Source organism: Yersinia sp. 2540 StPb PI, assembly GCF_052217165.1.
Classification (GTDB): Bacteria; Pseudomonadota; Gammaproteobacteria; order Enterobacterales; family Enterobacteriaceae; genus Yersinia; species Yersinia enterocolitica_E.
Genome location: NZ_JAZGQC010000001.1, coordinates 3,863,671 through 3,890,510, shown reverse-complemented (window position 1 = coordinate 3,890,510; position 26,840 = coordinate 3,863,671). Strand labels below are relative to the sequence as shown.

Genomic DNA, 26,840 nt, shown 5'->3' with positions numbered 1-26,840 from the left:
AATGTAAATGGTAATAGTATTATGGTTAATAATATATATTCTGTTGTGATTTTCACTTGCCTGTTTTTTTTTGCCATACCCTGGGCTTTGGCTGATGATAGTATTCAATTAACTGACATGAAACAGCGAAGTGTTGTTCTGAACACTTTGGCAAAACGTGCTGTTGTCATCCCGATACCCGCAGCTTCGCTACAGGTCAGTCTGGATCAAGGCACCGATCGTCTTGCGGGTATTCATCCCTTTGCCAAAGTGGCAGCTGAACAAGGAATGCTCGTGACAATGTTTCCGACAATGGCATCGCTACCCAGTGATACTGTTGGTCACGGCTTTATGCCTAATATTGAAACATTACTAATGATTCAACCCGACCTGGTGTGGCAGTGGGGACATCTGGGGAATGACATTGTCGATCCTATTGTTCTGGCGGGTTTAAATATTGCGCTGATTTTATATCCTTACCATGATGATACCCAGACACAGCAATGGATATCGTTGATAGGGGAAAGTATTGGCCAAGAGGTGCGGGCGGAGGAAATTATTCTATGGCGTCAAAAGACACTACGGGATCTTGATGGGGTGGTAACCTCAATACCACAGCAGCAAAAACCTCGAGTTCTCTATCTTTCACGGTTTCTATCGGAAATACAAACGATTAGCCGTACTTCGCATACCAATCAGGATATTAAACGGGCTGGCGGGGTCAGTATCACCGCTGAATTTAACGGGCCAAGAGTTATCAATCAAGAACAAATCATAGTCTGGAATCCAGACATCATTTTATTAGGTAACTTTGAAACGGGTGTGATACCTGCGGATATATATGCCAGTCCAGCATTAGCCGAGGTGGCAGCCGTTAAAAATAAAAGAGTGTATAAAATCCCCAATGGAGGATTTATCTGGGATGCGCCCAGTCAGGAAACACCACTGTATTGGCAATGGCTTATGGATATCTTTTATCCTGAAAACATCAGCGGCCCATTAAAATCAAAAATTATCGAAAGTTATTCTTTCCTTTATGGCTACAACTTAAGTCAACGCGAGCTCAATAAAATCTTGCAGCTAGAGGCCAATAAATTATCGGTACATTATATCGATTTATTCAAGGATGAATCATGAGATACCTACATTTTTTGCGCCAAAAAACCGCTGCTTTTTGGTTTCTGATTAGCCTATTGCTGATTGTGGTAATACTGGTGGCACTGTGTAGCGGCCGTTATCCATTAAGTATCAATGTGGTGATGGCAGTTTTAGTCTCAGCAATATTCCCTATTGAAGATCTGAATCTATTGACTCAATGGACGATGACAGAACAGCGTGTTGTTATGGCTATCCGTTTACCGCGAATTCTTATCGCTGCCTTGACTGGCGCTGGTTTGTCAGTTGCCGGGGCTGCGCTACAAGGAATTTTCCGTAATCCATTGGTGGGGCCGCAAATAATTGGTGTCTCTTCGGGGGCGGCATTGGGCGGTGCTGTTGCGATAGTACTATTTTCCTCTCTGATGCTAACCACGGCATTAGCGTTTGTTGGTGGATTATTGGCGATGACATTGGTGTATTTTCTTGGGCGCTATGGCGGCAGTACTCGGGTTTTAATGTTGATATTGGCCGGGGTGGTGATCAGTGCTTTCTTTACCGCATTAATATCCTTGCTGACCTATTTTGCTGACCCTAATAGCACATTACCCACGATTGTTTTCTGGTTAATGGGCAGTTTTTCTACCATTACTTATCACAAATTATTTTTGGTCACTCTGCCTGTTTTACTTGGCATTTTACTGTTGTTTTTATTGCGTTTCCGTATCAATGTTTTATCTCTGGGGGACGAAAATGCGGCGGCACTGGGGGTTTCAGTCGAGAAAACTCGCTGGTTAGTTTTGCTAGCGACCACATTAATTACGGCAGCGACTGTCGCGGTTGCTGGGACTATTGGCTGGGTTGGGTTGGTTGTTCCCCATATCACACGGATTATTGTCGGGCCAGATCACCAGAAATTACTTCCAACCGCCGTGGTATTTGGGGCTATCTATATGATTATCATAGACACCTTGGCTCGCAGTGCTACTAGTGCTGAAATTCCTTTGGGTGTTCTTACGGCATTGATTGGCGCGCCGGTGTTCGTCTGGTTACTACGAAAAAATCAGGATAAGGGGTGGCATCGTGATTAATGTGAGTAGATTAAGTCTGTCTCATGGGGGGAAGGTTTTGTTTAATGATCTGTCATTTCACCTCGGTAAAGGGCAGATAGCGGCTATTATGGGGACTAACGGGCGCGGGAAAACAACATTATTACGCGCGATTTTGGGCCTTATTCCCTCACAGCAGGGGGATACGTGCCTGTCAGCTGAGGTCGCTTATGTTCCGCAGCAAGAAAGCATAACCTTCCCTTACACAGTGCGGACTATGGTGATGTTAGGGCGGGTACGCCATATGCGCTGGTATGCCTCGCCTGGTATCGTTGATCGGGACATAACGCAAAGTTGTTTAGAACTGATGGGATTACTGCCATTAGCTGATAAGCCTTTTGATCAACTCAGTGGCGGTGAGCGACAATTGGTTTGTATTGCCCGGGCATTGGCCAGTGAACCAGAAATTATTATTTTGGATGAACCTGCCTCTGCGTTAGATTTATCAAATCAAGACCGTGTGCTGAGTACATTAAGGGCGTTATCTACAAGACAGGGTATAACAGTACTATTTACCACCCATTCACCGCAGCACGCACGGCATATAGCAGATAACACTTTGTTGCTTTACCCAGAGGGTGAGTATCTGTATGGCCCCAGCGGCGAAATATTAACTGATGAGCCATTGACGCGGCTTTACACCTTACCAATACACGTAGCTAAAGTGAATTATCAGCAGCGAGTTTTGGAGCCTATCATCCCAATATTCAGTGATAACCAGCAACAAAATACCGGTTCGACTTACACCGAGCCCACCCCACCCAATTGTTGCAACGTGGTTTCCAGCGCCTGACGCAGTAATTCGCGGTCATGGCGATAAGGGATATCTTTGGCTTCCAGTGGCTGCTGGATAATAATCCTGTCCGTTACACCACTGATATCAATTTGTGGACTGACAATTGCCGCATCAATAATTTTGCGGCCAATCTTGCTTTCCATTATCGCCAGTTTTTCTTGCAACGATAGCGCGGCCGCCGCCACACTGAGTTCACGCCCGAGATTACCGATATAAATCATACTGGCAGAGCTGCGCCGTAAGGCCTGAGTTAAGTCATCGAGCAGTAACAAGGGCATCAGACTGGTTAAGAAACTACCTGGCCCAATCAAAATAACATCGGCCTGGCTAATTGCTTCCACGGCTTCCCGCGTGGCGTGAACGTGCGGTGACAACAACATCTCTTGTGGCATTTTTGCCAGTTGGTCGATATTCACCTCACCATAAACGGGGTGCCCTTCATGATCGATGGCCAGCAAATCGACCGGTTGCTCAGACATCGGGATGAGCCATGCCTCTACTTTCAGCAAGCTACGCACCAGATTGATTGCCTCGATAGGTCTGATGCTGAGATGGTCTAACGCTTTGAGCATTAAATTGCCCAGATTATGGCCCGAGAGTTCGCCATTACCGCTAAAACGGTATTCAAACATTGCCGAAGCCACACTCGGCTCAGTGATCAACTGATTAAGGCAATTGCGGGTATCACCCCAGGCAATCCCTCCTTCTGAACGGCGAATGCGACCCGTCGAGCCGCCATTATCGGTGGTGGTAACAATACCTGTCAGGCGTGAACCCAGCGGAGAAAGGGCTGACATCACGCGCCCCAGGCCATGGCCTCCCCCTAAAGCAACCACTCGATCGAGATCCGCTAATGTGCGATTTCGCATATTTTTCCTGTCTAAATATTGTTGCCTGGCTCTAATAGCGTAGCTAAGGGTGAAATTGCTGCATAAGTTAACGGATTTGCCGCGAAAACGCGATAAAAGCCATTGTTTTCGTGATTTTAAACAAAGTATTAGCAACGGATTACAATAGACTGAATAACAGTGAGTTTTGTTAGATAAGTCGTTGTATATAAAAATATATAACGAAAAACAGCCATTGGCTATCCTGCCGTTTTAGCGTTAGAATCTCTAGGAAAAGTAGGGTTTTTAGCGACTCACCTGCCACTAAGCGCTTTACTTTTTAAACCATGGTTCGGTGGGCAGTAGGTAAACTGTCACTGAACATAAACTCCTAGCCTTGGCGTCTACGTTGTCTCGTCCGCGAACAATATGATGCTCTGGCCGTGGCTTTAAGCCACCAGGGTGCGAGGTAGAAATGCCTGCATCTCCCGTATTTGGAAAGGTGTTATGGTACAACTCACTGACGCATTTGCGCGCAAGTTCTATTACTTGCGCCTATCAATCACCGATGTGTGCAATTTCCGTTGCACCTATTGCTTGCCGGATGGCTATCGCCCCGACGGATTAAAAAGCTTTCTGAGTCTGGACGAGATAAGCCGCGTCAGCCGCGCCTTTGCTCTGCTGGGAACAGAAAAAATTCGTCTGACGGGCGGCGAACCTTCTATGCGGCGCGACTTCACCGATATCATCGCGACTATCAAACAAAATCCGGCGATCCGCACGCTGGCAGTCACCACCAATGGCTACCGTTTAGCCCGTGACGCCACCCAATGGCGGGAGGCTGGATTGACAGCCATTAACGTCAGTGTTGATAGCCTTGACCCGCGACAATTTCATGCCATAACCGGGCAGGATAAATTTCATCAGGTCATGCAAGGCATTGATGCTGCTTTCGATGCTGGTTTTGAGAAAGTCAAAATTAATGCCGTACTGATGCGTGATGTCAATGATCGCAGCCTGAATGCCTTCCTCACCTGGATAAAATCGCGGCCGATTCAACTGCGGTTTATCGAATTAATGGAAACCGGCGAGGGGGGCAAGCTGTTTCGTCAACACCATGTCTCCGGTGGTGTCATCCGCCAGCAATTACTCCAACAAGGTTGGCAGCAACAAGCGCGAGCACGCAGTGATGGCCCGGCACAGGTGTTCTATCACCCGGATTATCTGGGGGAGGTCGGGCTGATTATGCCGTATGAGAAAGACTTCTGCGCCAGTTGTAACCGTTTGCGTGTTTCAGCACTGGGAAATCTGCATTTATGCTTATTTGGCGAGCAAGGTATTACGCTACGTGACTTACTGGGCAGCGATGACCAGCAAGATGAGTTAATGGCACGCATCCAGAGTGCATTGCAAACCAAGAAACAGACCCATTTTCTGCATCAGGGCAACAGCGGTATTACCCAGAATTTATCGTTTATTGGCGGTTGATAGCGGGCAACGTTAAGAACAGAAGAGAATATATGACCCAACTAACTCACATTAACGCCGCAGGCGAAGCCCATATGGTGGATGTTTCCACTAAAGCAGAAACTGTGCGCGAAGCACGGGCAGAGGCTTTTGTTGAAATGCAGGCCGCGACGTTGGCGATGATTATCGAGGGCAGCCACCACAAAGGTGATGTCTTTGCCACTGCGCGTATTGCCGGGATTCAGGCGGCTAAAAAAACCTGGGAATTGATCCCGCTGTGCCATCCACTGCTGCTAACCAAAGTTGAAGTTCAACTGGAAGCACAACCAGAACACAACCGTGTGCGTATCGAAACTTGCTGCCGCCTGACCGGTAAGACCGGCGTGGAAATGGAAGCGCTGACGGCAGCTTCCGTTGCCGCCCTGACAATTTACGATATGTGCAAAGCGGTACAAAAAGACATGATAATTGGCCCGGTGCGCCTGTTAGCAAAAAGTGGCGGGAAATCCGGTGATTTTAAGGTGAACCCATGATTCAGATTCTCTTTTTTGCTCAGGTGCGTGAACTGGTCGGAACCGACAGCCTGCAATTGGCGGCGGAATTTCCCACTGTCGAGGCACTGCGCCAATCCCTGTGCCAACGGGGCGAACGCTGGCAATTAGCCCTTGAAGAAGGCAAATTACTGACTGCGGTGAATCAATCACTGGTTAATGTTCACCATCCGCTGGTGGCGGGTGATGAAGTGGCGTTCTTCCCGCCGGTGACCGGAGGTTGATAATGGAGCATACCCGTATTCGTGTGGGCACTGAGACCTTCAGTGTGGGTGATGAGTATCACTGGTTGTCACAGTGTGATGAAGATGGCGCGGTGGTGACCTTTACCGGCAAAGTCCGTAATCACAACCTGGGTGATAGCGTCAGTGCACTGACGCTGGAACATTACCCAGGCATGACAGAAAAGGCGTTAGCTGAGATTATTGATGACGCCCGCAGCCGTTGGCCTTTACAGCGAGTTAGCGTTATTCATCGGGTGGGGCCACTGTTCCCCGGTGATGAAATTGTCTTTGTCGGGGTGACCAGTACCCATCGCAGTATGGCGTTTGATGCGGCTGAATTTATAATGGATTACCTGAAAACAAAGGCACCATTTTGGAAACGGGAAGCCACAACGGACGGCGAACGTTGGGTTGAATCACGCGACAGTGATCATCAGGCGGCCAGGCGCTGGTAAATTGAGCGTAAACCAGTGTAAAGATCACTGCTAAATGTCTATTTTTACTCCCTTGTTGACTGTACTTCTGTGGTACCCTTAAAAAGTCGGTGGGCTGTCAATTTAGATGGCCTGTATCATTATTTATATGCATAAGGTAACTACCATGGATCGCTATCCACGCTCTAATGGTTCGATTGTCGAACGTGCCAACACAGGCATTCAGGCATACATGGCGCAGGTATACGGCTGGATGACCTGTGGTCTGTTATTAACGGCGGTTGTCGCTTGGTACGCAGCGAATACCCCTGCGATACTCAACTTTATATTTTCCAGTCAGATCACTTTTTTCGGGCTGATTATTGTTCAGTTAGGTCTGGTATTTGTTATTTCTGGCATGGTTAACCGCCTGAGTGGCTCGATGGCTACCTCGCTGTTTATGCTCTACTCCGCATTAACCGGCTTGACGATATCCAGCATTTTCATCATGTACACCAGCTCTTCTATCGCCAGCACATTCTTGATTGCTGCCGGTATGTTTGGTGCCATGAGTTTCTACGGCTATACCACCAAGCGTGATTTGAGTGGTATGGGCAGCATGCTGTTTATGGGCCTGATCGGTATCGTGTTGGCATCGATTGTTAACATCTGGCTGAAAAGCACGGCGCTAATGTGGGCAGTGACCTACATCGGGGTGTTAGTGTTTGTTGGTTTGACTGCTTATGATACCCAGAAGTTGAAAAACATGGGCTCACAGTTGGATGCCAATGATAAAGATAACTTCCGCAAGTATTCCATCGTGGGTGCTTTGACGCTGTATCTTGATTTCATTAACTTGTTCTTGATGTTACTGCGGATTTTCGGCAACCGCCGTTAAGCTGGCTGATTCAGGGCTGCGACGCGGCAAACTTGCTCGCCGTACGCTGCTCGAAATGCTCATTGACCGATGTCAACTGCGCTTTCTGCGCTGCGGGCGTCGGTCAATTTTTTGGTCTCGCCACTGAATCAAACTCAGCTTAAGCTAGCTGATTCAGGGTTGCAATGCGGCAAACTTGCTTGCCGTACGCTGCTCGAAATGCTCATTGACCGATGTCAACTGCGCTTTCTGCGCTGCGGGCGTCGGTCAATTTTTTGGTCTCGCCACTGAATCAAACTCAGCTTAAGCTGGCTGATTCAGGGTTGCAATGCGTCAAACTTGCTCGTTGTATAGGTTGATCAAAATTTTAAAGGACACCCCTGTGGTGTCCTTTTTGCTTTTTGGTGAATGCAAGTAAGTCTTGCTACCGTTTAATGTCGCTATGCGATTTTCCGCCTAAACATCCCATAGGCGGCACTCCCCGTGGTGGCGGTTATCACGAGTAACGGCCACAAACTGTGCCAGATAATATCGAAACTGGCATCCTTGAGGTAAATCTGTTTGGTGATATCGGTAAAGTGGCGGATAGGGTTGATCCACGTAATATTTTGCAGCCAGATAGGCATATTCTCCACCGGCGAGACATAACCGGACAGCAAGATAGCGGGCATCATAAAAACAAACACGCCAATAAAAGCCTGCTGCTGAGTGGAACATAACGAGGAAATTAGCAAACCGAAGCCAATGAGCGACAAGCCGTAGAGCAGCATGGTGCCGTAAAACAGTGCCAACGAACCAGCAAACGGAATTTGGTAAAAAAAGATACCGATAAACAAGACGATACTTGCCTGGAAAGTGGCGACAATCAGTGCCGGGACAGCTTTACCAATAAAAATCTGCCAGGTGGTTAGCGGTGAAACTAACAACTGCTCGAGGGTCCCTTGCTCCCGCTCACGAGCCACCGACAGTGATGTCACAATAAGCACCCCGATGGTCGTAATCATCGCAATCAATGATGGCACTACGAACCATTTGTAGTTCAGATTTGGGTTATACCAATTGCGGATGACTAACTCGCTGTTGTTGGGCTTTATCTGGCCTTGGGTTAATTCTAATTGATAATTTTGTACGATTTGCTGAATGTAATTGGCGGCAATTTGCGCGCTGTTGGAGTTGCGCCCATCCAGCAATAATTGCAACTGAGTGGTTTTGCCATTCGCCAGGTCAGCACTGAATTGCTCTGGGAAACGTATCAAAAGCAGTGCTTGCTGGTTATCAATCACTGGCTGAATTTCTTGCGGGCTGTGGAGCAGTAAGACATGAGAAAAAGCCTCTGCTTTGGCAAAGCGTTGGGTCAGCTCTACAGAGGCTTTCCCGCTGTCTTCGCTATAAATAGCAATGGTGGCATTGGTCACTTCCAAAGTAGCGGCGAATGGGAACAAAATGACTTGTAATATGACCGGCATAATTAAGATTGCACGTGTCTGTGGCTCCCGCAGCAGTGACTGCAACTCTTTGATAATCAATGTGTAGAGGCGGTGAAACATATCTTGCTTCCTTCCTTTAATCTAATCGGCGTCTAATCTAACCGACGATTAGTTTTCCATGCCGTCAGGCCGATAAATACGGCTGCTGAGGCGACCAGGAACAACAGGTTAATCACCAGCACGGTGCCGATATTCCCCGCCAGAAACAGGGTTTGCAGACTGCTGACAAAATAGCGGGCCGGAATGATATAGGTTACGGCGCGCACGATAGCGGGCATGCTGTCAATTTCGAAAATGAAGCCAGACAGCATCACAGCCGGCAGGAATGCGGCATTCAAGGCCACCATTGCGGCATTAAATTGATTACGGGTAATGGTCGAAATTAGCAATCCCATACCCAGAGTGCTGGCCAAAAATAGGCTGGTCATAACAAACAGTATCCACAATGAGCCACGGAAAGGCACATCGAGGATAAATACCGACACCGCCATGCAGAGTGTCATGGCTATCATGCCCAAGACGTAATAGGGGATCAGTTTCGACAACAGCAACTCGCTGCGCGTGACCTGGGTCGACAGCAGCGCTTCCATGGTTCCGCGCTCCCATTCACGGGCGATCACCAGCGAGGTTAGAATCGCGCCGATAACCGTCATAATAATGGTAATGGCTCCGGGAATAATAAAGTGTCGGCTGATGGCGGCAGGGTTAAACCAATAACGGACCTGAATCTCAATCAGAGGATCGTTTTTTTGCCCTAGGTTTTGCGCCTGTTGTTGTTGCCAGATTTGCCACACCCCTTGTGCGTAGCCTTGCACAAAGTTGGCGGTATTGGGTTCACTGCCATCAGTAATCACCTGAATGGGGGCTTTACTTTCGGGGCGCGCAAGCTGCTGCGCAAAATCATTGGGGATAACAATTAGCCCACGAATTTTGCCGGCTTGCATCGCCTGAATTAGCGCCTGGCGATTATCACTGATTTGCGGTGAAATATAAGGTGAACTGGCGAAGGCGTTAGCCAGATCCTGAGCCGGTTTGCTCTGTTGCTCCATTAAAATGCCGACGTGCAGTTTGCTGGAGTCCAGATTGATGCCATAGCCAAAGATAAACAGCAGCAACAGCGGGATGACGAATGCTATCAATCCACTGCTCGGGTCACGCAGTATTTGCCGGGTCTCTTTACGGCATAGGGCTCGTAGGCGACGCCAGGAAAACCCCGTGTCCTGATAAGTTTCGCTCTCATTTACCGACGATTTATCCACTGGCAATAGATGTGGCTCGGTCATGACTGTTGCTCCTTATCATTTTGCTGATCATAGCGCTGCACCAGCCCAATAAAGGCCTCTTCCATGGAGGGATTAAGATTATCATCACTGGCAACCTGTTGTTTTAACTCATCAGGTGTGCCGGCTGCGATAATTTTGCCACGGTAAACCAGCCCGATACGATCACAGTATTCCGCTTCATCCATAAAGTGGGTGGTAACCATGACGGTGACACCTTTATCTACCATCCCATTGATATGCAACCAAAACTCACGGCGGGTGAGGGGGTCGACACCGGACGTCGGTTCATCCAGGAACAGAATGTCTGGTTCATGCATTAACGCGCAGGCCAATGCCAAACGCTGTTTAAACCCCAGTGGCAGTGAGTCCGGGGTTTGTTTGAGGATTGGGGTAAAGTTAAAGGCTGAGGTCATGTCAGCTATTTTATCGCGTTGCGTTTTGCCTTGCAGACCATAAACGCCGGAGAAAAACTTCAGGTTTTGTTCAACGGTCAGATTGCCATACAACGAGAATTTCTGCGCCATATAGCCCAAATGTTGTCGTGCTTTACCTGAACTGGTTTTCAGATCCATTCCCAGTACCAATGCTTTGCCTGAGCTGGGGACTAACAGACCGCACATCATTTTAAAGGTAGTGGATTTACCCGCCCCATTCGGACCGAGCAGACCAAATATCTCACCGCGTTTGACCTGAAAATTTACATGATCGGTAGCGGCAAAATCGCCAAATTTTTTGGTTAACTCTTGGGCTTCAATCACGGTCTCCTGATGGCTACCTGCAACTTTGGGCATGATTTTCGCCAACGCGGACTCACTGGCGGGGCCGCCCCCCAACAGGTCGATAAAGGCATCCTCAAAGCGCGGTTCTGCTTCCGTTATCTCGGCATTGGGTTGATTGAGTAGTGGCAATAGTTGGCTGTGATCCACGTCGGGCTTGAGGATTAACCGCACATACTTCCCCTGAATAACCCCATCACTCACTTGGGGCAATGCCAGCGCATGTTGTAACAGTTTACGGTTGGTCCCGGTTTGCGCTGCCAGCAAAATTGTGCGCCCACTCATCCGTTGTGTCAGGCTTTGCGGCGCACCGCTGTACAGCAACTTCCCTTCATTTAGCAACAACACTTCGCGGCATTGCTCTGCTTCATCCAGATATGACGTGCTCCACAGGATAAGCATGCCATCGCTCGCTAACTCATGCACCATGCGCCATAGCTCGCGGCGTGAAATCGGGTCAACGCCGACGCCCGGCTCATCGAGCAACAGTACTTTGGGCTGACCGACCAGAGTACAGGCCAGGCCCAGTTTTTGCTTCATCCCGCCGGACAATTTTCCCGCCAGCCGGTCAGTAAAGCGGGTTAAATCGGTAAACGTCAGCAGGCGCTCAAATGTTTGGCGGCGAAGCTCACCGGTAACCCCGCGTAGATCGGCATACAGCGTCAGGTTCTCCATCACCGTGAGGTCTTCATATAAACCAAACTTTTGTGGCATATATCCGAGAATAGAATGTAACTGGCGATCGTTTTCTAACGGGTCCAGCCCGACCACCGTCATCTTGCCTTGACTGGGTTTGAGTAATCCGGCGAGCATACGGAGCAGGGTGGTTTTACCAGCCCCGTCCGGCCCAACCAAACCGGTGACTGCACCACTGCGGATCTCGGTCGTCAGGCTGGCGACGGCGGGGTTATCCAGTCCGGGGAAGCGTTTTTCAACACCCTCCAAAGTAATAAGATGCTGGATTCCATTCATAGCTCATGCCGCCTTAAGGTTGTGCGAAACGAACGGTGACAGGCATACCTTGTCGTAACGATTCATCGGCATCAGTGATAATGATACGTAAGCGATAAACCAGATCGGTACGCAGCTCAGGCGTTTCGACACTTTTAGGGGTAAATTCCGCCGTGGGTGATACGAAACCTATTTTGCCGTGATATGGCTTGTCCGGGCGGCCATCGGTAAATACGTCGACTTCGGTACCGGGGATGGCCTGATTCAAGTGGGGCTCACTGACGTAGGCCCGTACCCATACCGGATCGGTCAGTGACAGGGTAAATACGGTGTTACTGGCGGATAAAATGGTCCCCGGCTCAACCGCGCGAGTGAGTACGGTACCCGCTGATGGCGCGAGCAGGGTAGTGTCTTGCAGGTTGAGTTGAGCTTGAGCCAGTTCAGCTTCACTTTGGGCCAGATTCGCTTCGGCTTGCGCAATTTCTTGTGGCCGGTTGCCACTCAAATATTGTGCGAGTTTATCTTTGGAGGCTTGCAGATTAGCCTGTGCTTGATTACGGGCAGTTCGAGCATTCTCTAGCTCGTTGGCCGAGGTGGCTTTACTTGCCCACAACCCTTGTTGACGTTTTAGGAAACTATCGGCATAGCTAAATGCCGCTTCTCGCTGAGCAACTTCAGATTTTACCTGTGCTATCTCTTCGTCACGGTATCCTGCCTTCAATAAAGCCAATTGTGCTTGCGCGCTTTGAACATTGGCTTGCGCTTGTTTGAGTGCATTGAGATAAGGGCCGTCATCCAGTTTCCCCAGAACTTCCCCTGGCTGGATTTTATCCCCTTCATCGACAGCCAGAGACGCCAGCCGACCACCGACCCGAAAGCCTAAATTCACTGTGCGAATATCCACATTGCCGTACAGCGTCAGTGATGCGTCGTGTTGTTGACGGTAGTAGTTCCAGCCATAACCTATCGCCGCCAGTAGGGCAACAATAACGACGGCCACTATAATCTTCTTGCGATTCATAATGCTCCCTATCGACCATGTCTATAGCTACAATTTTATAACGACCCCTTCAATACGCTCACCGTACTGATTTGTCCCGCAATCCGTAAAGCAGCAGGTCAATGTGTTCGATAAGTACCTGATTGATCATTTCACTTTCAGCCTCACCAATATCCAGCCAACCGGCCTGGCGGCGGATAGTCTCGCGCCCCATGCGAAAGGCCAACACTTCACCAATCAAGGCATGGGTATGAAGAATCGTTTTGGTTGCACTGGCATCAGCACCAATAAATGCGGCCAGCAGCAGATTGAGTTTTTGGTGTAATGGCGCAATAGCCTGCACATGAATCAGTGGATAAGCATCGCTCGGGGAGAGTTGCTCACGCGCCATGATTTTGCTCATATTCAACGTTTCTGGCTGCGTCATTAGATGGCTGAATTCCAGCAACCCACGGCGAATAAAATGCAACTGTTGCTCGGCGGTTTGTGCGTGAATCGGTTGTTGGAGAAACTGGTCAATCTCTTGCGCCAGCGGTGAGAAGGTCTGCTGAATGAAATCCGCTATTTGTTGCGCGACCGCCAGATACAACCCTTCTTTAGAGTTGAAATAGTAGGTGATGGCCGCAATGTTCTGTCCTGCCCGCTGGGCGATATCCCGAGTTGTAGCCCCTTTCAGGCCTAACTCACCGAATAATTCGGTAGCCGCCTGAATCAATTGTTGGCGGGCTTGCTCACCACGGCTGGTAACGGGCGTGGATAATATTAAGGAATGAGGTGTGGAATGAGACATCGTCACCATACTCAATAAATAGAAATTAGTTAAATGCTAAGAGGTAGTCGAACAATTAATCAATCATATGATTAACTTTAGGTCGTCCCAAAGAATATGTAAAGTCAGCGCGGATAAAAGCCTGGTTTTTGCGATCAGGGATGGATAAATGACAAGTAATAAATCAATTCTCTTGATGTTTGCGCTAATAAAAATCTTAAGAAATGTGTAAATATCCCTTTTCTTGCTAAAGATCTGCTACAATCAGCCGCAATGGTGCACTGCAGTTTGTGCCAATCCTCGTGGTAATGCCTCAATTCATGCCTCGTCTGATAATCTTCCCTTGAAACTGCACCTGACGATATCGTTGGGATTGGGAAGATCTGGAGCTTCTTGTAATATGTCATTTGATTCTCTCGGCCTAAACGCCGACATCCTGCGTGCTGTTGAAGAGCAGGGCTACCTTGTGCCGACACCGATTCAACGTCAGGCAATCCCTGTGGTACTGGAAGGCCGTGATTTAATGGCCAGTGCGCAAACCGGTACCGGTAAAACCGCTGGTTTCACCTTGCCATTGCTGCAACTGCTTAGTCAGGATCAACAGCCAATTAAAGGCCGTCGCCCGGTACGTGCGTTGATCTTAACGCCGACCCGTGAGCTGGCTGCGCAGATTGACGAAAACGTACAGAGTTACAGTAAATATCTGAAGCTACGTTCGCTGGTGGTATTTGGTGGCGTTAGCATTAACCCCCAGATGATGAAACTGCGTGGTGGTGTTGATATTTTAGTCGCGACGCCTGGCCGTTTACTGGATCTGGAACATCAGAACGCAGTAGATTTGTCCAAGATCGAAATTTTGGTATTGGACGAAGCTGACCGCATGCTGGATATGGGCTTTATTCACGATATCCGTCGCGTATTGGCAAAACTGCCCGCTAAGCGCCAGAACTTGCTGTTCTCCGCCACCTTCTCAGATGAGATTAAAGGTCTGGCGAGCAAGCTGTTGAACAACCCGGCTTCCGTTGAAGTCGCGCGCCGCAATACAGCTTCTGAACAAATTGCGCAAAGTGTTCATTTTGTGGATAAAAACCGCAAACGTGAATTATTGTCTCAGATGATTGGTGAGGGCAACTGGCAGCAAGTGTTGGTGTTTAACCGCACTAAGCATGGTGCTAACCATTTGGCTGAACAATTGAATAAAGACGGCATTACCTCCGCGGCAATTCACGGTAATAAGAGCCAGGGCGCGCGTACTCGTGCATTGGCTGATTTTAAAGACGGTAAAATCCGGGTTCTGGTAGCCACTGATATTGCTGCCCGTGGTCTGGACATTGATCAGTTACCCCATGTGGTTAACTATGAATTGCCTAACGTACCAGAAGATTACGTGCACCGTATTGGTCGTACTGGCCGCGCGGAACGCACCGGTGAAGCGATTTCACTGGTTTGCGTTGATGAGCATAAACTGTTGCGTGATATTGAGCGTTTACTGAAGCGTGAAATTCCGCGCATCGCGCTGGATGGCTATGAGCCGGACCCAAGCATCAAAGCTGATCCGATTCAAAATGGTCGTCAGGGTCGTGGCGCACAACGTCCAGGAATGGGGCGTGGTAGCAGCGCAGGCCGTCCACAGAATGGCGGTGGTGCAGCCGGTCGCGGCGATAGCCGTAACAGTCGCCCACGTAGCCAGGCTGATGGTCAACGTCGCCCGGCTGGCCCTGCTTCACGTGGCCGTAGCAGTAAACCAGGCGAATAAGCAGTAATCCCTTTCGCTGATCAAACCGCTTCTTTGAGGCGGTTTTTTTTCATCTGAATTGGCGTTCCTGCTGGGTTATTCCTTGTTTTACACCTCAATTCCCCCGTATCATTGCCGGTCTTTTTTACGCTTATACTGGGCGAGTGCGGATAATGGATCAGGGTAATTAGCATGCGAGTATTATTGGCGCCGATGGAAGGGGTATTAGATTCACTGGTGCGCGAACTCCTCAGCGAAGTGAACGATTATGACCTTTGTATCACTGAGTTTTTACGGGTGGTCGATCAACTTTTGCCAGCAAAATCCTTCTATCGTCTCTGCCCTGAATTACATCATCAAAGCCGTACTCCCTCCGGCACCTTAGTTCGTATTCAATTATTGGGTCAATATCCTGAGTGGCTGGCGGAAAACGCGGCTCGCGCGGTAGAACTTGGCTCATACGGTGTCGATCTCAATTGTGGGTGTCCTTCAAAGCTGGTGAATGGCAGTGGCGGTGGTGCCACATTGCTGAAAGATCCTGAATTGATTTATCAGGGGGCCAAAGCGATGCGTGAAGCCGTGCCTGCCCACTTGCCAGTCACAGTCAAAATTCGTTTGGGCTGGGATTCTGGCGCTCGTCAGTTTGAAATCGCAGACGCAGTGCAACAAGCGGGCGCGACTGAACTGGCAGTACATGGCCGCACCAAAGAAGATGGCTATCAAGCCGAGCGCATTAATTGGCAAGCGATTGGCGAAATACGCCAGCGGCTGACTATCCCCGTGATCGCCAATGGTGAGATCTGGGATTACCAGAGCGCGCAGGAGTGCATGAAGGTCACGGGCTGTGATGCCGTGATGCTAGGGCGCGGGGCATTAAATGTACCGAATCTGAGCCGGGTGGTGAAGTATAACGAACCGCGTATGGCTTGGTCTGAAGTGGTAAAACTGCTGCAAAAATATGTGCAGTTGGAAAAGCAGGGCGATACCGGCCTGTATCATGTTGCTCGCATCAAACAGTGGTTGGGTTATTTACGTAAAGAATATGCTGAAGCCACAGATTTATTCAGTGAAATCCGTGCGTTAAAAAACTCAAAAGATATTGCGTTGGCTATTCTGCGGGTATGAATTTTCTATTACTTATATATTAGCCATATAAATCCTAACCTTAAATATAGCTTAAACAAGAATAGTTATTCTTTTGATTTGTTTTAAGTATCGCGTTTATAGTGTGCCTGCATTTTAAATGCAGTATCTCGTTAGGCGAGGCTCCTATACAAACACAGGTTACTGATCTGACGACGTCCAGAGACGCCCAAGGTTAGGACAGGTTATATCGGATTAAGGTATAACCCAAAGTAACTTCTGAGAAATCAGATACGTTGTATAGTGCTAAAACTTAGACACGGAGATAGCCATTGAGCACTCTCTAATCTGGTTACGCCCCTATGTGAGGACTGTTTAGTTAATTTATAACAGTAATAGGGTCATTTATGAGTTCACATTTCGATTTAGCAATACCAAACCAATCCAATCAAGGCGAAGATAAAGAGTCCACCTTAGGTGCCTATATCAGCGATGCTTATATTACGGTATCGGCTGATATGTCAGTCACTGAGGCTAAAGCCTATTTCTTGCAGAATATCTCAGATAATGAAATACCAACGCAATTGTTGGTAACAAATGGCAAGCAGCATTTGGTCGGCTTACTCTCGGTTAAGAATTTACTGACTGAAGATCAGCCGGATATAAAAGTATTCCAAATTATCAATCAGAGCTATTTCTCACTATCTCCAGATCAAGATCGCCATGAAGCGGCAAGTTTACTGGCAAAAAGCGGCCTGGATATTGTTCCGGTATTAAGCCACGGAAAATTAGTGGGGGTATTACGGGCGAAAGATATTGCCGAATTGATCGAAGATGAAAATACTGAGGATGCCCAACGGCAAGGAGCCAGTTTGCCTCTCGACGAGCCTTATTTGCAAACTAGCCCGATAACATTATGGCGTAAACGCGTTATATGGTTATTACTGTTATTTGTGGCAGAAGCTTATACCGGAACAGTATTGAAAGCGTTTGAAGAGCAATTGGAAGCCGCTATCGCGCTGGCTTTCTTTATTCCATTACTGATTGGAACCGGTGGTAACAGTGGTACGCAAATCACCTCGACTCTGGTACGAGCCATGGCTTTGGGGGAGGTGAGTCTGCGCAATGTGGGGGCGGTATTGCGTAAAGAGGTCTCTACTTCTCTGATGGTGGCAACAACGATTGGGCTGGCGGCCTGGATCCGCGCTTGGTTCCTGGGCGTAGGGATGGAAGTCACCATTGTGGTGAGCTTAACTGTTGTTGCTATCACCGTGTGGAGTGCCATTGTCTCTTCGATTATTCCGATGGTATTAAAACGGATGTCAATTGATCCTGCGGTGGTCTCCGCACCTTTTATTGCTACCTTTATTGATGGTACGGGCCTGATTATTTACTTTGAAATCGCACAATTAGTGATGAGTGATTTGGTATAACAGGCTGACAATGAAAAGGCCGTGCGCGGCCTTTTCTGATAAATATCACTGCTATTTCTTCTTACGCCCGATAAACTTTGCAATACCCAATAGGAATACTGCACCAACAAGAATCAGCAATGCGTCAACCCAGAAGGTTAGTGATGCTAGATTTTCATCATGAATATCCGCTAAACCTGCCGCGATTAGAAATACACCAAAGAGAATACCAAAGATTGTTGTTCCCATATAAATACCTATGAATCAGTTTTATATCCGTCATACTTCAAGTAGCAGCTGCATTGGCTACGTTCAATCACCCGAATCATTTACTCATGTAAGCTTATCGGGGTTAATGAGCCTCACCCTGCGGGCAGCATAAATGCTGTTCAAATCGGTTCCCGACCGATTTGTCTCTCGCTTGCCGACTTCCTGCAACTCGAATTATTTAGGGTATATCTAAAAATTATGTTGGCAATTATAGGGTAATAATTAGTCTAGCAAGCGTTTTTTTTGTCATTATTGATAATCTGTTTAGATTTATAGCGCTAATCTTTCCGCCAATTAACGTCACATCCCGCACAATTTAGCAAAATTGAATTATCCTGACCTAAATTGAGCCACGATGGCTGCTTGCTTATTTTATAAACAATCACTATCTTTCAAAATAATGCTCACAATAAGTCTTTGTTCCTTTCTTTGAAAAGTGTTTACCGGTGAGTAGCAATTAGGCAGCTTTAATCTTTGTAACAATCATTTGAAGAATGTGTGGTGCGCCGTGCATTACTGTAATTTATAATGCGCCGAACCAACCACAATCACTCCCGACAACCTATCTAAGCTGACGAACATGCATGTGAAAATCCGTTTTGCACTATTAAGTTTTTTGCTTTTATCTACCGGTATCAGTGTTGTTCCTTTAGCCTCTGCCAGTGGTGGGGCGGCTGAAATTAAAGGGAAAACGCCCTTGGAACTGGCATCCGGCAGCGCGATGGTGGTTGATTTACAAACAAATAAAGTGATTTACGCTAACAATGTTGATGAAGTGGTACCCATTGCGTCGATCACCAAACTGATGACCGCAATGGTGGTGTTGGATGCCAAATTGCCACTGGATGAGATTATCTCAGTAGATATTCATCAAACTAAAGAAATGAAAGGGGTATTTTCTCGGGTTAGGGTAAACAGTGAAATCAGTCGCAAAGATATGCTGCTATTAGCATTAATGTCATCGGAAAACCGCGCTGCGGCGAGTCTGGCGCATCACTATCCCGGAGGCTATAACGCATTTATTAACGCAATGAATGCGAAAGCGAAATCTTTGGGAATGACCAAAACACGTTATGTTGAGCCAACAGGTCTGTCGATTGATAATGTCTCGACCGCGCATGATTTGACCAAGTTGCTGGTGGCGACCAAACAATACCCGCTGATTGGGCAACTAAGCACCACCACTGAGAAAATGGCAACTTTCCGTGACCCTGATTATACGCTGCCATTTCGTAACACTAACCATTTAGTTTATAACGATAAATGGAATATTCAGCTCACTAAAACCGGCTTTACGAATCAAGCAGGGCACTGTTTGGCAATGCGCACCGTCATTGGCAATCGTCCTGTAGCTCTTGTGGTGTTAGATGCCTTTGGTAAATATACGCATTTTGCAGATGCAAACCGCCTACGCAGTTGGATGGAAACCGGTAAAGCCGCGCCGATCCCTGGGGCTGCCAAAAGCTATCGTCAGCAAAAAGATGCGCAAGGGCGTTTAGCTCAGGTGTCGGAATAGGTAGAGAACACCGTCAGTAGATAGCAGAATTTGCAGGCGGGCTGCAAATTCTGCTTAAAGCAATTGGCGGATATTTACATCTCTCTGATAACCATTAAAAAATTAATTTAAACACACCAGTAATCGTCAACAACCCGACAATAAAAATAATGGCGATAATCCACAGTATTATTTTCATTCTGTCTCCCAGATTTAGCATTAATACCGACTAACATTTGTTAGCCGCACCAACCTCGTTGGCTCTAGACTATGACTATAGTTTGTTTGGCAGAATTCAGGAGATAGAAGACTTGAATTCAGATAATGCCTAATTCGACTTGATATGGAGCCCAGTATCGGTGTGATATTATTCTTTCTGCCAGGATTTACGTTTTGAGGTTTTACCAATCCCAGGATTAAAGCTGTTGGTTGGGTCTATCTGTTGGTAAAAATCCTTTAAGGCTGGTTTGGCTATATAGAGATGCCCCACATTGTGCTCAGCCGGATATTCCGCCCCTTTGTCATTCAGCAGTGCCAGCATTTTTTGTTTTAATGCCTGGGTATCAACACCTTTTTTCACAATATAGTCCTGATGGAAGACATGGCACAAGAAATGGCCGTAATAGAGTTTGGCGACCAGGCATTGGTCTATTTCTGCCGGGAGTGTCTCAAACCATTGTTCTTCATTGCGCGGTAGCGCAATATCCAGAGCCAGAATATCCTCCACTTTATCAGCGTGAACAGCGTGATAGCGCACAGCAGCACCGGCTGCGGCAAAGCGGTGTAAAAAGGCTTTCTTGCCTTCATCAGCGGTACAAGTAATGAAGTTACCTTCCGCCTTCGCAAAAAAGTCCTTCAAAAACTGCTGTGCTTCAGGAATACCTGCACCTGACATTTTAAGCATCAAATGATGCTCATATTTACTCCGATATGTTTTGAGGCGTTTAGGTAAATGGTTGGGCAGTACCTGGCTGAAGCCTTGCATAATTCGATCAGTTAAATGGTCGATTAAAAAAGGAACTTTGCTAAGCCGCGCGTCAATTTTGCCCTTTAGGGTAAAGAAACGGGGCATATTATTGGTACCCATGCTATTTATCATGACAAAGGTATCTTTGCCGTACACTTCAGCAATATCAAAAATATCGCGATGCATATATTCACCAGCGACGGGCAAATGTTTAAAGTCACGTAAAATTGCACGGCGTAATTCAGTCAATACCTGAGTCTGATTGGTGCCGATATAAAAGACTTGCTGCTGTTTTTCACTGGGAAAAGTGTCAAGCCGTACTGCAAATACGGCCAATTTACCGGCACATCCCGAGGCTTCAAATAATCGTCTTGGATCGGCATTAAAACGCGAAGGGGTCGGCGCATCAATATCTCTTACTCGCGTAGCATATTCGTGGTCGGAGGCTTGTTGTGTACCTTGTGCAATATCGCTGGCACGATATTTACCCCGTTCCAGCCGTTGCAAAATCTCTTCTGGCGTATTGCCTAAATTAATTCCTAAATGATTGATTAACTGTAACTCACCCTGAGCATCAATCTGTGCGTACAGTGCCATTTCGGTGTAGGCAGGGCCTCTTTGAACCAATGACCCCCCTGAGTTATTACAAATGCCCCCCACCACCGAGGCTCCGATGCAAGAGGACCCAATGACCGAATGGGGTTCACGATCATAAGGTTTCAGACGTTTTTCCAATTGATTCAGCGTACTGCCAGGAAAACCAATAACCTGCTTTCCATCATTTAATAGCTGGATTTGATTGAGGCGCAAAGTATTTAATATAACAATGGGTCGATCATAATCATTACCACTGGGGGTTGAGCCTTCTGTCAGCCCGGTGTTCGCTGCCTGCATGATAACAATGGTATCGGCGGCCACACAGGCTTGTAGCAACTGCCATTGCTGTAATAACGTCGAAGGGAACACCACCGCAAGAGCAGACCCTGCTCCTGAGCGGAAACCCGTACGATAACGCTCTGTCTGCCGTTCGCCGGTTAGCAAGTAGCGCGCACCCACAATCTGCTGCAACTGGTTCAGCAAGGTTTGCCTTTTTTCATCATTGGATTGATTCATTGGTGCCGCTCCCTGTAATGGCATTGACTTTTGTTAGCATTCATCCACGTATCGGCTGATAGCAAACCGCATCTTCGGATGCCATGAAGTAAACATGAGGGAGGAAAGGGTTTCCTGATGAATCGTTTGCTTTGTGAGCTAGCTCTCGTTATTAGTGCTTAAATTGTCTTCAACCTTCATCATTTCCGCCGTTTAAACATTACCAACATTAATGATTAATCAGAAAATTATTCAGCGTATCAAGGCTAGGTTGAGCCATGGGGATATTGATAAGTATTTTGATCATTACGTGATGAGGTATAGGATCGGGTTTAATGATTACACTGATTAGTAAGGCATTTATGAGTGAGCATTTTGTTGGTAAATATGAAGTTGAGTTAAAGTTCCATCTATCGAACATCAGCCAATTACATGAACAACTAGCATTACATCAAGCATTGCCATTTACCCTCAATAATCATGAAAAAGATATCTATCTGGAAGCCAACGGCGGTGATTTAGCGGCTAAACAGGTCAGTATGGTTTTACGTGAGATGAACCCGTCAGGTATTCGTTTATGGATAGTAAAAGGGCCGGGAACTGAACGCTGTGAGGCCAGCAATATTGAGGATATAACCAAGGTTCAAAGCATGCTGGCGACGTTAGGCTATCAGCCAGCATTTATGCTGGAAAAAATACGGAGTATCTACTTTATTGGAAAGTTTCATGTCACGGTTGATAGCTTGGCGGGTCTTGGCGACTTTGCCGAAATAGCCATCATGACTGATGATGCTACGGCCCTGGATAGCCTTAAAGTCGAATGCCAACAGTTAGCCGATAAATTAGGACTATTGCCACAACAACAAGAAACGCAATCTTACCGGCAGCTATTAGGTTTTTAGCCGATGGTGATGTCATGTCGGCCGTGTTGCATACCACGGCCAGACAGCGTTATTTCTTCATCAAAGACTTTAGGTTGGCGAATGGATTATGGGTAGCAACACCCTGATCATTCTGGGCATCATCCCCGGCAATCACAGTCGACCCATATTGGTCTGCTTCGGTGTATTTAGAGTGTTCATGATCATGGCAAAAAAGGCATAACATCTCCCAATTGCTGCCATCTTCTGGGTTATTGCTATGATCATGGTCAATATGGTGAACCGTCAGCTCTCGCAGATTGGAATAAACAAACTCTCGTGAACATTTACCGCAGACCCACGGAAAAATTTTCAGTGCTTTCTCCCGATAGCCACTTTCCAGCCGGGTGTAATTCTTCGGTATATATGCCATGTGAACCCTCAATTCTGCGAGAAATAATGGTTTTATTTTAGCGTGAATTCAGGCTGTAGACTATCAACTATTGGTTATAGGTATTGAGGTGACAGTCTATAATTACGATCGGTCACTATAGGATCATATTGAATCGATTATAAAAAATAAGATTCAAATAATAATCGCATTCGGCGTATTTTTGAGACTTTTGCTGATGATTTAAAGGGATAAGACGTTTTACACTATGCCATGCTTTACACTACCAGTATTAAAGTTATTAGCATGAGATTATCTGTGTTCCGCTAATAGGCTTATTTTACAGCAGGCAATACAGTATGTTTCGCCTGAAACCCTTTGCCGATACAGTTGAGGCGATATGAAAGAATCTGAGGTACTGGCCGAAGTCAGTAATGAAAACCAGACATTGGTTGCTGTGGTGCAACAGGATAATCGGGTTGTTTACTTCTATATTTATCCGCAGGAGGCATTTGAAGAGCGTTTTCCCGTGCGTGCTTGTTGGGTGAGAAATCTGGTTGCTGCGCCACAATCGGCTGATAATACCGCCCTTGAACAAGGGTTGGCCCCACGATTAGCCGCAGAGTTCTGCCGTAATGTGGCGGGTGAGGCGGAGCTGGATGCGCAATATATTACGATAGTCTGGTCTGAAAGTGACGACGGTGCGGCATTGTGGTATCAGGGACAACTGTTAGCAATTATTCCTGGCTGGAGCCTCTATATTGATCACTCAATTTGCTATTCCGCCAGTTGTATTAAAGATAATCCCCTGACATTACCTCTGGGGTCAGCTTCAACGAATACACAATATGCCAATGCGCAACATACTCGTCAATTTTGGCGGGCCTGGCAACAGGAAGAGGGAAATCCGTGGCCTGCATTACAAGCTGAATATATTCAATATTATGAACAGCACTTCGGTCCATCGGTAAAATATTATGCCATCGATCAGGGGACGTGGCCGCCAATGGCCATCTCTCAACATGAGAAAGAGGGAATATATTACTTTCTGACCGTGGGGGTCAGTATTCGTCCTCAGCCATGGGTTGAAATATTATTTAATGATGATGCAGCTAAATACCGGCGCTTGGAAATGGCGATTGCAATTGATAGCCAATATGTCAACGAAGACAACGCTATTCACATGGCCAGTGCGCTGGCAGGATTTGCCCACGTTCCCTGGAGTAAAATAACCTGGCTTGGCGAAGGGCATACACTGGAGTCGGCTGTCGCCCCTAAGGGTTATGAAGGCTATATTTTATCATCAGCGTTATATGCTGATGCAGACAATCTTACTCTACCTCTTCAACAAGGTGATCCGGTTAATATGTATTGGGTCAGCCCTGTTTTTACAAGCGAACGAGAGTTTGCGCATAGTGTGCCAAATGGTGGATATGATTTATTGAAAAAGCTACAACAGCAGGGAATTAATCATGTTTTCACCCCGCGACAGCCGGTTATTTGATTTGTATTTAACTTGGCTGGTCTGATTTGCAGATTTTGTTAATCGGGTCTTAACTTAATGATGTTAGCTGCTTTAAGACTGTCAGGTTAAGCCCGTTATGTTTACCTGAGACCTATGTTTAAGATTGAACGCAAAGCTGAAAGGCGGATCAACAACAGTGGGTAGTCAAATCAGTTATCAGCAAATATTAATTTTATGGAGGTGTTTATGGGCATACTATCTTGGATTATTTTTGGTCTTATCGCCGGTGTTTTGGCTAAATGGATTATGCCCGGAGAGGATGGCGGTGGCTTTATTATGACCGTAATCCTTGGCGTGGTCGGTGCCCTGGTGGGGGGCTATATTAGTGTCTTCTTTGGTATGGGCAAAGTTGATGGGTTTAATTTTGGTAGCTTTGTCGTGGCGGTTATTGGTTCACTGGTTGTACTGTTCGTCTACCGTAAATTAAGAAGTTAGATACTCATCAATATCCTGTAATTGAGTAAAGTATAAGAAAGGTGGCTATTTTTTGTCACCTTTCTCTCATAAAACTTTCATCAAGATGCAATAGAATTATCCGTTAATAGCTCATGACGACAGGCAATCTGAGAGACATGTTATGGGCCAGGCATTACGTAAATTCACTGTGGCTGACTATCCGGCTGCGGTGCAAGAACCGCGTAAGAAGGTACTTGCCGTTAAGGGATTAGTTAAAGCGTACCAATCACAACACCGCGTGCTGGATGATATTAATTTTGAACTCCATGCCGGTGAATTTGTTGCAATTATTGGCCGCTCCGGTGCCGGGAAATCAACATTATTACATGTTTTAAATGGCACGATCCCCAGCAGTGCGGGTGAAATTATTAATTACCATGACAATGGCGATACGCAAAATATTGCAGCACTAACAACCAAGCAGATGCGTAAATGGCGCGCAAAATGCGGCATGATTTTCCAAGATTTCTGTTTGGTCCCCCGCCTTGATGTTATTACTAATGTTTTGTTAGGCCGCCTGAGTTACACCTCCACGTTTAAATCATTTTTCAAAATATTTGCTGATGAAGATCGGGCTAGAGCAATTGAGTTATTACAATGGCTTAATATGTTACCCCATGCGTTGCAGCGTGCAGAGAATCTCTCTGGCGGCCAAATGCAACGGGTGGCCATTTGCCGCGCCATGATGCAAAACCCCAAAATATTATTGGCTGATGAACCTGTCGCTTCTTTAGATCCAAAAAACACAACCCGCATTATGAATACATTACAGAAAATAAGTGAAAACGATATTGCTGTGATTGTGAACTTACACTCTGTTGATTTGGTGAAAGACTATTGCACCCGAGTGATTGGGATTGCCCACGGGCGGATTGTCTTTGATGGGCATCCTTCACTGTTAAATGATTCTATTATTCAAGATATTTACAGCGACGAATCCACTGAGCTTTTGCATTAATCCCCACTTATCCCTTTATCAGAATAGGTTATTTTAATGAAAAAAGTACTTTGTCTTACCTCATTAGTGGCAAGTTTGATAGTATTTAATGCTACAGCAGCGGATGCACCAAAAGAAATTAATCTGGGTATTCTTGGTGGGCAGAATGCGACACAACAAATTGGCGATAATATGTGTGTCAAAGAGTTTTTAGATAAAGAGTTAAATGTAAAAACAAACTTGCATAATGCATCAGACTATTCTGGCGTAATACAAGGCCTATTAGGTGGGAAGATTGACTTGGTATTAAGTATGTCTCCTTCCTCTTTTGCCTCTGTTTATATTAAAGATCCTAAAGCCGTTGATATTGTAGGTATTGCTATCGATGATACTGACAAATCACGCGGTTATCACTCTGTGGTTGTGGTGAAAGCGGATAGCCCTTATCAGAAAATTGAAGATTTGAAAGGTAAAGCGTTCGGTTTTGCTGACCCAGATTCAACCTCCGGTTTTTTAATCCCTAATCAAAGTTTTAAACAGAAATTTGGTGGAACACCGGATAATAAATATAACGACTTCTTCTCTAGCGTGACATTCTCTGGTGGTCATGAACAAGATATTCTGGGTGTCATTAACGGACAATTCGCCGGTGCTGTCACCTGGGCTTCCATGATCGGTGACTATAACACCGGTTATACCAGTGGTGCATTTACGCGCATGATTCGTATGGATCACCCGGATTTAATGAAACAGATCCGTATCATCTGGCAGTCGCCACTGATCCCCAACGGCCCGATTCTTGTCCGCAGTGCATTACCGCCTGAATTTAAAGCGCAATTAGTCGCCGCGGTTAAAAAACTGGATAAAGAGGATCACGGTTGTTTCATTAAAGCGATGGGTGGCAAACAGCATATTGGTGAAACATCCCTCAGCGAGTATCAAACTATCATTGATATGAAGCGTGAATTAACCAAAGGTGATCGTTAATTCGGTCCGGCGGATAAAACGAAATA

At 46.7% G+C, this 26,840-nt stretch carries 27 protein-coding genes and 2 riboswitches; of the genes, 17 read left to right on the top strand and 10 right to left on the bottom strand.

Going from position 1 to position 26,840, the window contains the following annotated elements; translation table 11 throughout:
- Positions 1–21: 21 nt before the first annotated feature.
- The 3 genes from V1956_RS18095 to V1956_RS18085 are packed head-to-tail and all read left to right on the top strand — an operon-like array spanning position 22 to position 2,976.
- A complete protein-coding gene (locus V1956_RS18095; RefSeq protein WP_442825444.1) occupies positions 22–1,116 on the top strand; it encodes an ABC transporter substrate-binding protein in 1,095 nt (364 codons plus the stop codon).
- Positions 1,113–2,165, top strand: a complete 1,053-nt coding sequence (locus V1956_RS18090; RefSeq protein WP_442825443.1) for a FecCD family ABC transporter permease — start codon at positions 1,113–1,115, stop codon at positions 2,163–2,165. Before V1956_RS18095 ends, V1956_RS18090 begins: the two co-directional genes overlap by 4 nt.
- Positions 2,158–2,976, top strand: a complete 819-nt coding sequence (locus V1956_RS18085) for an ABC transporter ATP-binding protein (RefSeq protein WP_442825442.1) — start codon at positions 2,158–2,160, stop codon at positions 2,974–2,976. Before V1956_RS18090 ends, V1956_RS18085 begins: the two co-directional genes overlap by 8 nt.
- Here V1956_RS18085 and V1956_RS18080 read toward each other — a convergent pair.
- Positions 2,925–3,848, bottom strand: a complete 924-nt coding sequence (locus V1956_RS18080) for a gluconeogenesis factor YvcK family protein (RefSeq protein ID WP_442825441.1) — start codon at positions 3,846–3,848, stop codon at positions 2,925–2,927. The genes V1956_RS18085 and V1956_RS18080 overlap by 52 nt on opposite strands.
- A 334-nt stretch (positions 3,849–4,182) precedes the next feature.
- A riboswitch (molybdenum cofactor riboswitch) is annotated at positions 4,183–4,327 on the top strand.
- Between V1956_RS18080 and moaA the strand changes: the two genes are divergently transcribed.
- The 5 genes from moaA to V1956_RS18055 all read left to right on the top strand — a co-directional run bounded on the left by moaA (position 4,314) and on the right by V1956_RS18055 (position 7,359).
- The gene (gene moaA, locus V1956_RS18075; RefSeq protein WP_372558385.1) at positions 4,314–5,294 is read left to right on the top strand and encodes a GTP 3',8-cyclase MoaA; all 981 of its coding nucleotides are present in this window, start codon (positions 4,314–4,316) and stop codon (positions 5,292–5,294) included. Its footprint overlaps the riboswitch before it by 14 nt.
- A gap of 32 nt (positions 5,295–5,326) precedes the next feature.
- Positions 5,327–5,806: a cyclic pyranopterin monophosphate synthase MoaC gene (gene moaC, locus V1956_RS18070; protein ID WP_372558386.1), complete on the top strand. Its 480-nt coding sequence runs from the start codon at positions 5,327–5,329 to the stop codon at positions 5,804–5,806.
- Positions 5,803–6,048 (top strand): molybdopterin synthase sulfur carrier subunit, encoded by a 246-nt coding sequence (moaD, locus tag V1956_RS18065; protein ID WP_032907188.1) that lies wholly within the window; start codon positions 5,803–5,805, stop codon positions 6,046–6,048. The genes moaC and moaD overlap by 4 nt, the downstream gene beginning before the upstream one ends.
- 2 nt (positions 6,049–6,050) lie before the next feature.
- Entirely contained in the window at positions 6,051–6,503 is a 453-nt protein-coding gene (moaE, locus tag V1956_RS18060; RefSeq protein WP_193784695.1) for a molybdopterin synthase catalytic subunit MoaE, read from the top strand.
- 145 nt (positions 6,504–6,648) lie between these two features.
- The gene (locus V1956_RS18055) at positions 6,649–7,359 is read left to right on the top strand and encodes a Bax inhibitor-1/YccA family protein (RefSeq protein WP_083159520.1); all 711 of its coding nucleotides are present in this window, start codon (positions 6,649–6,651) and stop codon (positions 7,357–7,359) included.
- Positions 7,360–7,778: 419 nt separating this feature from the next.
- On the opposite strand, the gene V1956_RS18050 is transcribed toward V1956_RS18055, so the two are convergent.
- Genes V1956_RS18050 through cecR form a run of 5 tightly spaced genes read right to left on the bottom strand, consistent with a single transcriptional unit; the run spans position 7,779 to position 13,625 of the window.
- Complete coding sequence (locus V1956_RS18050; protein WP_442825440.1) at positions 7,779–8,885, bottom strand: ABC transporter permease; 1,107 nt, start codon at positions 8,883–8,885, stop codon at positions 7,779–7,781.
- Positions 8,886–8,917: 32 nt separating this feature from the next.
- Entirely contained in the window at positions 8,918–10,108 is a 1,191-nt protein-coding gene (locus V1956_RS18045; protein ID WP_083159516.1) for an ABC transporter permease, read from the bottom strand.
- On the bottom strand, positions 10,105–11,856 hold the full coding sequence (locus V1956_RS18040) for an ATP-binding cassette domain-containing protein (RefSeq protein WP_420074571.1): 1,752 nt from the start codon (positions 11,854–11,856) through the stop codon (positions 10,105–10,107). The genes V1956_RS18045 and V1956_RS18040 overlap by 4 nt, the downstream gene beginning before the upstream one ends.
- 13 nt (positions 11,857–11,869) lie before the next feature.
- The gene (gene hlyD, locus V1956_RS18035) at positions 11,870–12,856 is read right to left on the bottom strand and encodes a secretion protein HlyD (RefSeq protein ID WP_372558388.1); all 987 of its coding nucleotides are present in this window, start codon (positions 12,854–12,856) and stop codon (positions 11,870–11,872) included.
- A gap of 58 nt (positions 12,857–12,914) precedes the next feature.
- The gene (cecR, locus tag V1956_RS18030) at positions 12,915–13,625 is read right to left on the bottom strand and encodes a transcriptional regulator CecR (RefSeq protein WP_372558389.1); all 711 of its coding nucleotides are present in this window, start codon (positions 13,623–13,625) and stop codon (positions 12,915–12,917) included.
- A 379-nt stretch (positions 13,626–14,004) separates the two neighbouring features.
- On the opposite strand from cecR, the gene rhlE reads away from it, so the two are divergent.
- From rhlE to V1956_RS18015, 3 genes are all read left to right on the top strand, one after another.
- The gene (gene rhlE, locus V1956_RS18025) at positions 14,005–15,360 is read left to right on the top strand and encodes an ATP-dependent RNA helicase RhlE (RefSeq protein WP_372558390.1); all 1,356 of its coding nucleotides are present in this window, start codon (positions 14,005–14,007) and stop codon (positions 15,358–15,360) included.
- 171 nt (positions 15,361–15,531) lie between these two features.
- Positions 15,532–16,464, top strand: coding sequence for a tRNA dihydrouridine(16) synthase DusC (gene dusC, locus V1956_RS18020; RefSeq protein ID WP_372558391.1), 933 nt, complete (start codon positions 15,532–15,534; stop codon positions 16,462–16,464).
- 120 nt (positions 16,465–16,584) lie between these two features.
- Positions 16,585–16,754: riboswitch (M-box (ykoK) riboswitch) on the top strand.
- Between the two features lie 75 nt (positions 16,755–16,829).
- Positions 16,830–17,855 carry a magnesium transporter gene (locus V1956_RS18015; RefSeq protein WP_372558392.1) on the top strand — a complete coding sequence of 342 codons (1,026 nt, stop codon included), beginning with the start codon at positions 16,830–16,832 and terminating at the stop codon, positions 17,853–17,855.
- A gap of 51 nt (positions 17,856–17,906) precedes the next feature.
- Here the strand turns inward: V1956_RS18015 and V1956_RS18010 are convergent, their stop codons facing one another.
- Positions 17,907–18,083, bottom strand: coding sequence for a hypothetical protein (locus V1956_RS18010; RefSeq protein ID WP_005189574.1), 177 nt, complete (start codon positions 18,081–18,083; stop codon positions 17,907–17,909).
- Between the two features lie 601 nt (positions 18,084–18,684).
- Here V1956_RS18010 and pbpG point away from each other — a divergent pair.
- Positions 18,685–19,620 carry a D-alanyl-D-alanine endopeptidase gene (gene pbpG / locus V1956_RS18005; RefSeq protein WP_372558393.1) on the top strand — a complete coding sequence of 312 codons (936 nt, stop codon included), beginning with the start codon at positions 18,685–18,687 and terminating at the stop codon, positions 19,618–19,620.
- Between the two features lie 94 nt (positions 19,621–19,714).
- Here the strand turns inward: pbpG and V1956_RS18000 are convergent, their stop codons facing one another.
- Together V1956_RS18000 and dld are read right to left on the bottom strand one after the other, a co-directional pair.
- Positions 19,715–19,798 carry a membrane protein gene (locus V1956_RS18000; protein WP_017346848.1) on the bottom strand — a complete coding sequence of 28 codons (84 nt, stop codon included), beginning with the start codon at positions 19,796–19,798 and terminating at the stop codon, positions 19,715–19,717.
- 168 nt (positions 19,799–19,966) lie between these two features.
- A complete protein-coding gene (gene dld, locus V1956_RS17995; RefSeq protein WP_372558394.1) occupies positions 19,967–21,679 on the bottom strand; it encodes a D-lactate dehydrogenase in 1,713 nt (570 codons plus the stop codon).
- Between the two features lie 341 nt (positions 21,680–22,020).
- On the opposite strand from dld, the gene V1956_RS17990 reads away from it, so the two are divergent.
- The gene (locus V1956_RS17990) at positions 22,021–22,560 is read left to right on the top strand and encodes a class IV adenylate cyclase (protein ID WP_372559848.1); all 540 of its coding nucleotides are present in this window, start codon (positions 22,021–22,023) and stop codon (positions 22,558–22,560) included.
- Between the two features lie 49 nt (positions 22,561–22,609).
- Here V1956_RS17990 and yajD read toward each other — a convergent pair whose 3' ends face one another.
- Positions 22,610–22,951: an HNH nuclease YajD gene (yajD, locus tag V1956_RS17985; protein WP_005189583.1), complete on the bottom strand. Its 342-nt coding sequence runs from the start codon at positions 22,949–22,951 to the stop codon at positions 22,610–22,612.
- A 358-nt stretch (positions 22,952–23,309) separates the two neighbouring features.
- On the opposite strand from yajD, the gene V1956_RS17980 reads away from it, so the two are divergent.
- The 4 genes from V1956_RS17980 (at position 23,310) to phnD (ending at position 26,814) form a co-directional block, all read left to right on the top strand.
- Entirely contained in the window at positions 23,310–24,413 is a 1,104-nt protein-coding gene (locus tag V1956_RS17980; protein ID WP_372558395.1) for a suppressor of fused domain protein, read from the top strand.
- A 207-nt stretch (positions 24,414–24,620) separates the two neighbouring features.
- The gene (locus V1956_RS17975; RefSeq protein ID WP_083159496.1) at positions 24,621–24,869 is read left to right on the top strand and encodes a GlsB/YeaQ/YmgE family stress response membrane protein; all 249 of its coding nucleotides are present in this window, start codon (positions 24,621–24,623) and stop codon (positions 24,867–24,869) included.
- Positions 24,870–25,011: 142 nt separating this feature from the next.
- Positions 25,012–25,848: a phosphonate ABC transporter ATP-binding protein gene (gene phnC, locus V1956_RS17970; RefSeq protein WP_083159494.1), complete on the top strand. Its 837-nt coding sequence runs from the start codon at positions 25,012–25,014 to the stop codon at positions 25,846–25,848.
- A gap of 36 nt (positions 25,849–25,884) precedes the next feature.
- Entirely contained in the window at positions 25,885–26,814 is a 930-nt protein-coding gene (gene phnD / locus V1956_RS17965) for a phosphonate ABC transporter substrate-binding protein (protein ID WP_420074576.1), read from the top strand.
- Positions 26,815–26,840: the final 26 nt, after the last annotated feature.

Coding starts and splice junctions, on each gene's coding strand:
- moaA (WP_372558385.1), top strand. CDS start 4,314: ATGGTACAACTCACTGACGCATTTGCGCGCAAGTTCTATTACTTGCGC.
- dld (WP_372558394.1), bottom strand. CDS start 21,679: ATGAATCAATCCAATGATGAAAAAAGGCAAACCTTGCTGAACCAGTTG.
- dusC (WP_372558391.1), top strand. CDS start 15,532: ATGCGAGTATTATTGGCGCCGATGGAAGGGGTATTAGATTCACTGGTG.
- V1956_RS17990 (WP_372559848.1), top strand. CDS start 22,021: ATGAGTGAGCATTTTGTTGGTAAATATGAAGTTGAGTTAAAGTTCCAT.
- V1956_RS18040 (WP_420074571.1), bottom strand. CDS start 11,856: ATGAATGGAATCCAGCATCTTATTACTTTGGAGGGTGTTGAAAAACGC.
- V1956_RS17980 (WP_372558395.1), top strand. CDS start 23,310: ATGAAAGAATCTGAGGTACTGGCCGAAGTCAGTAATGAAAACCAGACA.
- rhlE (WP_372558390.1), top strand. CDS start 14,005: ATGTCATTTGATTCTCTCGGCCTAAACGCCGACATCCTGCGTGCTGTT.
- moaC (WP_372558386.1), top strand. CDS start 5,327: ATGACCCAACTAACTCACATTAACGCCGCAGGCGAAGCCCATATGGTG.
- V1956_RS18015 (WP_372558392.1), top strand. CDS start 16,830: ATGAGTTCACATTTCGATTTAGCAATACCAAACCAATCCAATCAAGGC.
- V1956_RS18055 (WP_083159520.1), top strand. CDS start 6,649: ATGGATCGCTATCCACGCTCTAATGGTTCGATTGTCGAACGTGCCAAC.
- moaE (WP_193784695.1), top strand. CDS start 6,051: ATGGAGCATACCCGTATTCGTGTGGGCACTGAGACCTTCAGTGTGGGT.
- V1956_RS18045 (WP_083159516.1), bottom strand. CDS start 10,108: ATGACCGAGCCACATCTATTGCCAGTGGATAAATCGTCGGTAAATGAG.
- moaD (WP_032907188.1), top strand. CDS start 5,803: ATGATTCAGATTCTCTTTTTTGCTCAGGTGCGTGAACTGGTCGGAACC.
- V1956_RS17975 (WP_083159496.1), top strand. CDS start 24,621: ATGGGCATACTATCTTGGATTATTTTTGGTCTTATCGCCGGTGTTTTG.
- V1956_RS18000 (WP_017346848.1), bottom strand. CDS start 19,798: ATGAAAATAATACTGTGGATTATCGCCATTATTTTTATTGTCGGGTTG.
- phnC (WP_083159494.1), top strand. CDS start 25,012: ATGGGCCAGGCATTACGTAAATTCACTGTGGCTGACTATCCGGCTGCG.
- hlyD (WP_372558388.1), bottom strand. CDS start 12,856: ATGAATCGCAAGAAGATTATAGTGGCCGTCGTTATTGTTGCCCTACTG.
- V1956_RS18050 (WP_442825440.1), bottom strand. CDS start 8,885: ATGTTTCACCGCCTCTACACATTGATTATCAAAGAGTTGCAGTCACTG.
- V1956_RS18080 (WP_442825441.1), bottom strand. CDS start 3,848: ATGCGAAATCGCACATTAGCGGATCTCGATCGAGTGGTTGCTTTAGGG.
- cecR (WP_372558389.1), bottom strand. CDS start 13,625: ATGTCTCATTCCACACCTCATTCCTTAATATTATCCACGCCCGTTACC.
- yajD (WP_005189583.1), bottom strand. CDS start 22,951: ATGGCATATATACCGAAGAATTACACCCGGCTGGAAAGTGGCTATCGG.
- V1956_RS18090 (WP_442825443.1), top strand. CDS start 1,113: ATGAGATACCTACATTTTTTGCGCCAAAAAACCGCTGCTTTTTGGTTT.
- pbpG (WP_372558393.1), top strand. CDS start 18,685: ATGCATGTGAAAATCCGTTTTGCACTATTAAGTTTTTTGCTTTTATCT.
- V1956_RS18095 (WP_442825444.1), top strand. CDS start 22: ATGGTTAATAATATATATTCTGTTGTGATTTTCACTTGCCTGTTTTTT.
- V1956_RS18010 (WP_005189574.1), bottom strand. CDS start 18,083: ATGGGAACAACAATCTTTGGTATTCTCTTTGGTGTATTTCTAATCGCG.
- phnD (WP_420074576.1), top strand. CDS start 25,885: ATGAAAAAAGTACTTTGTCTTACCTCATTAGTGGCAAGTTTGATAGTA.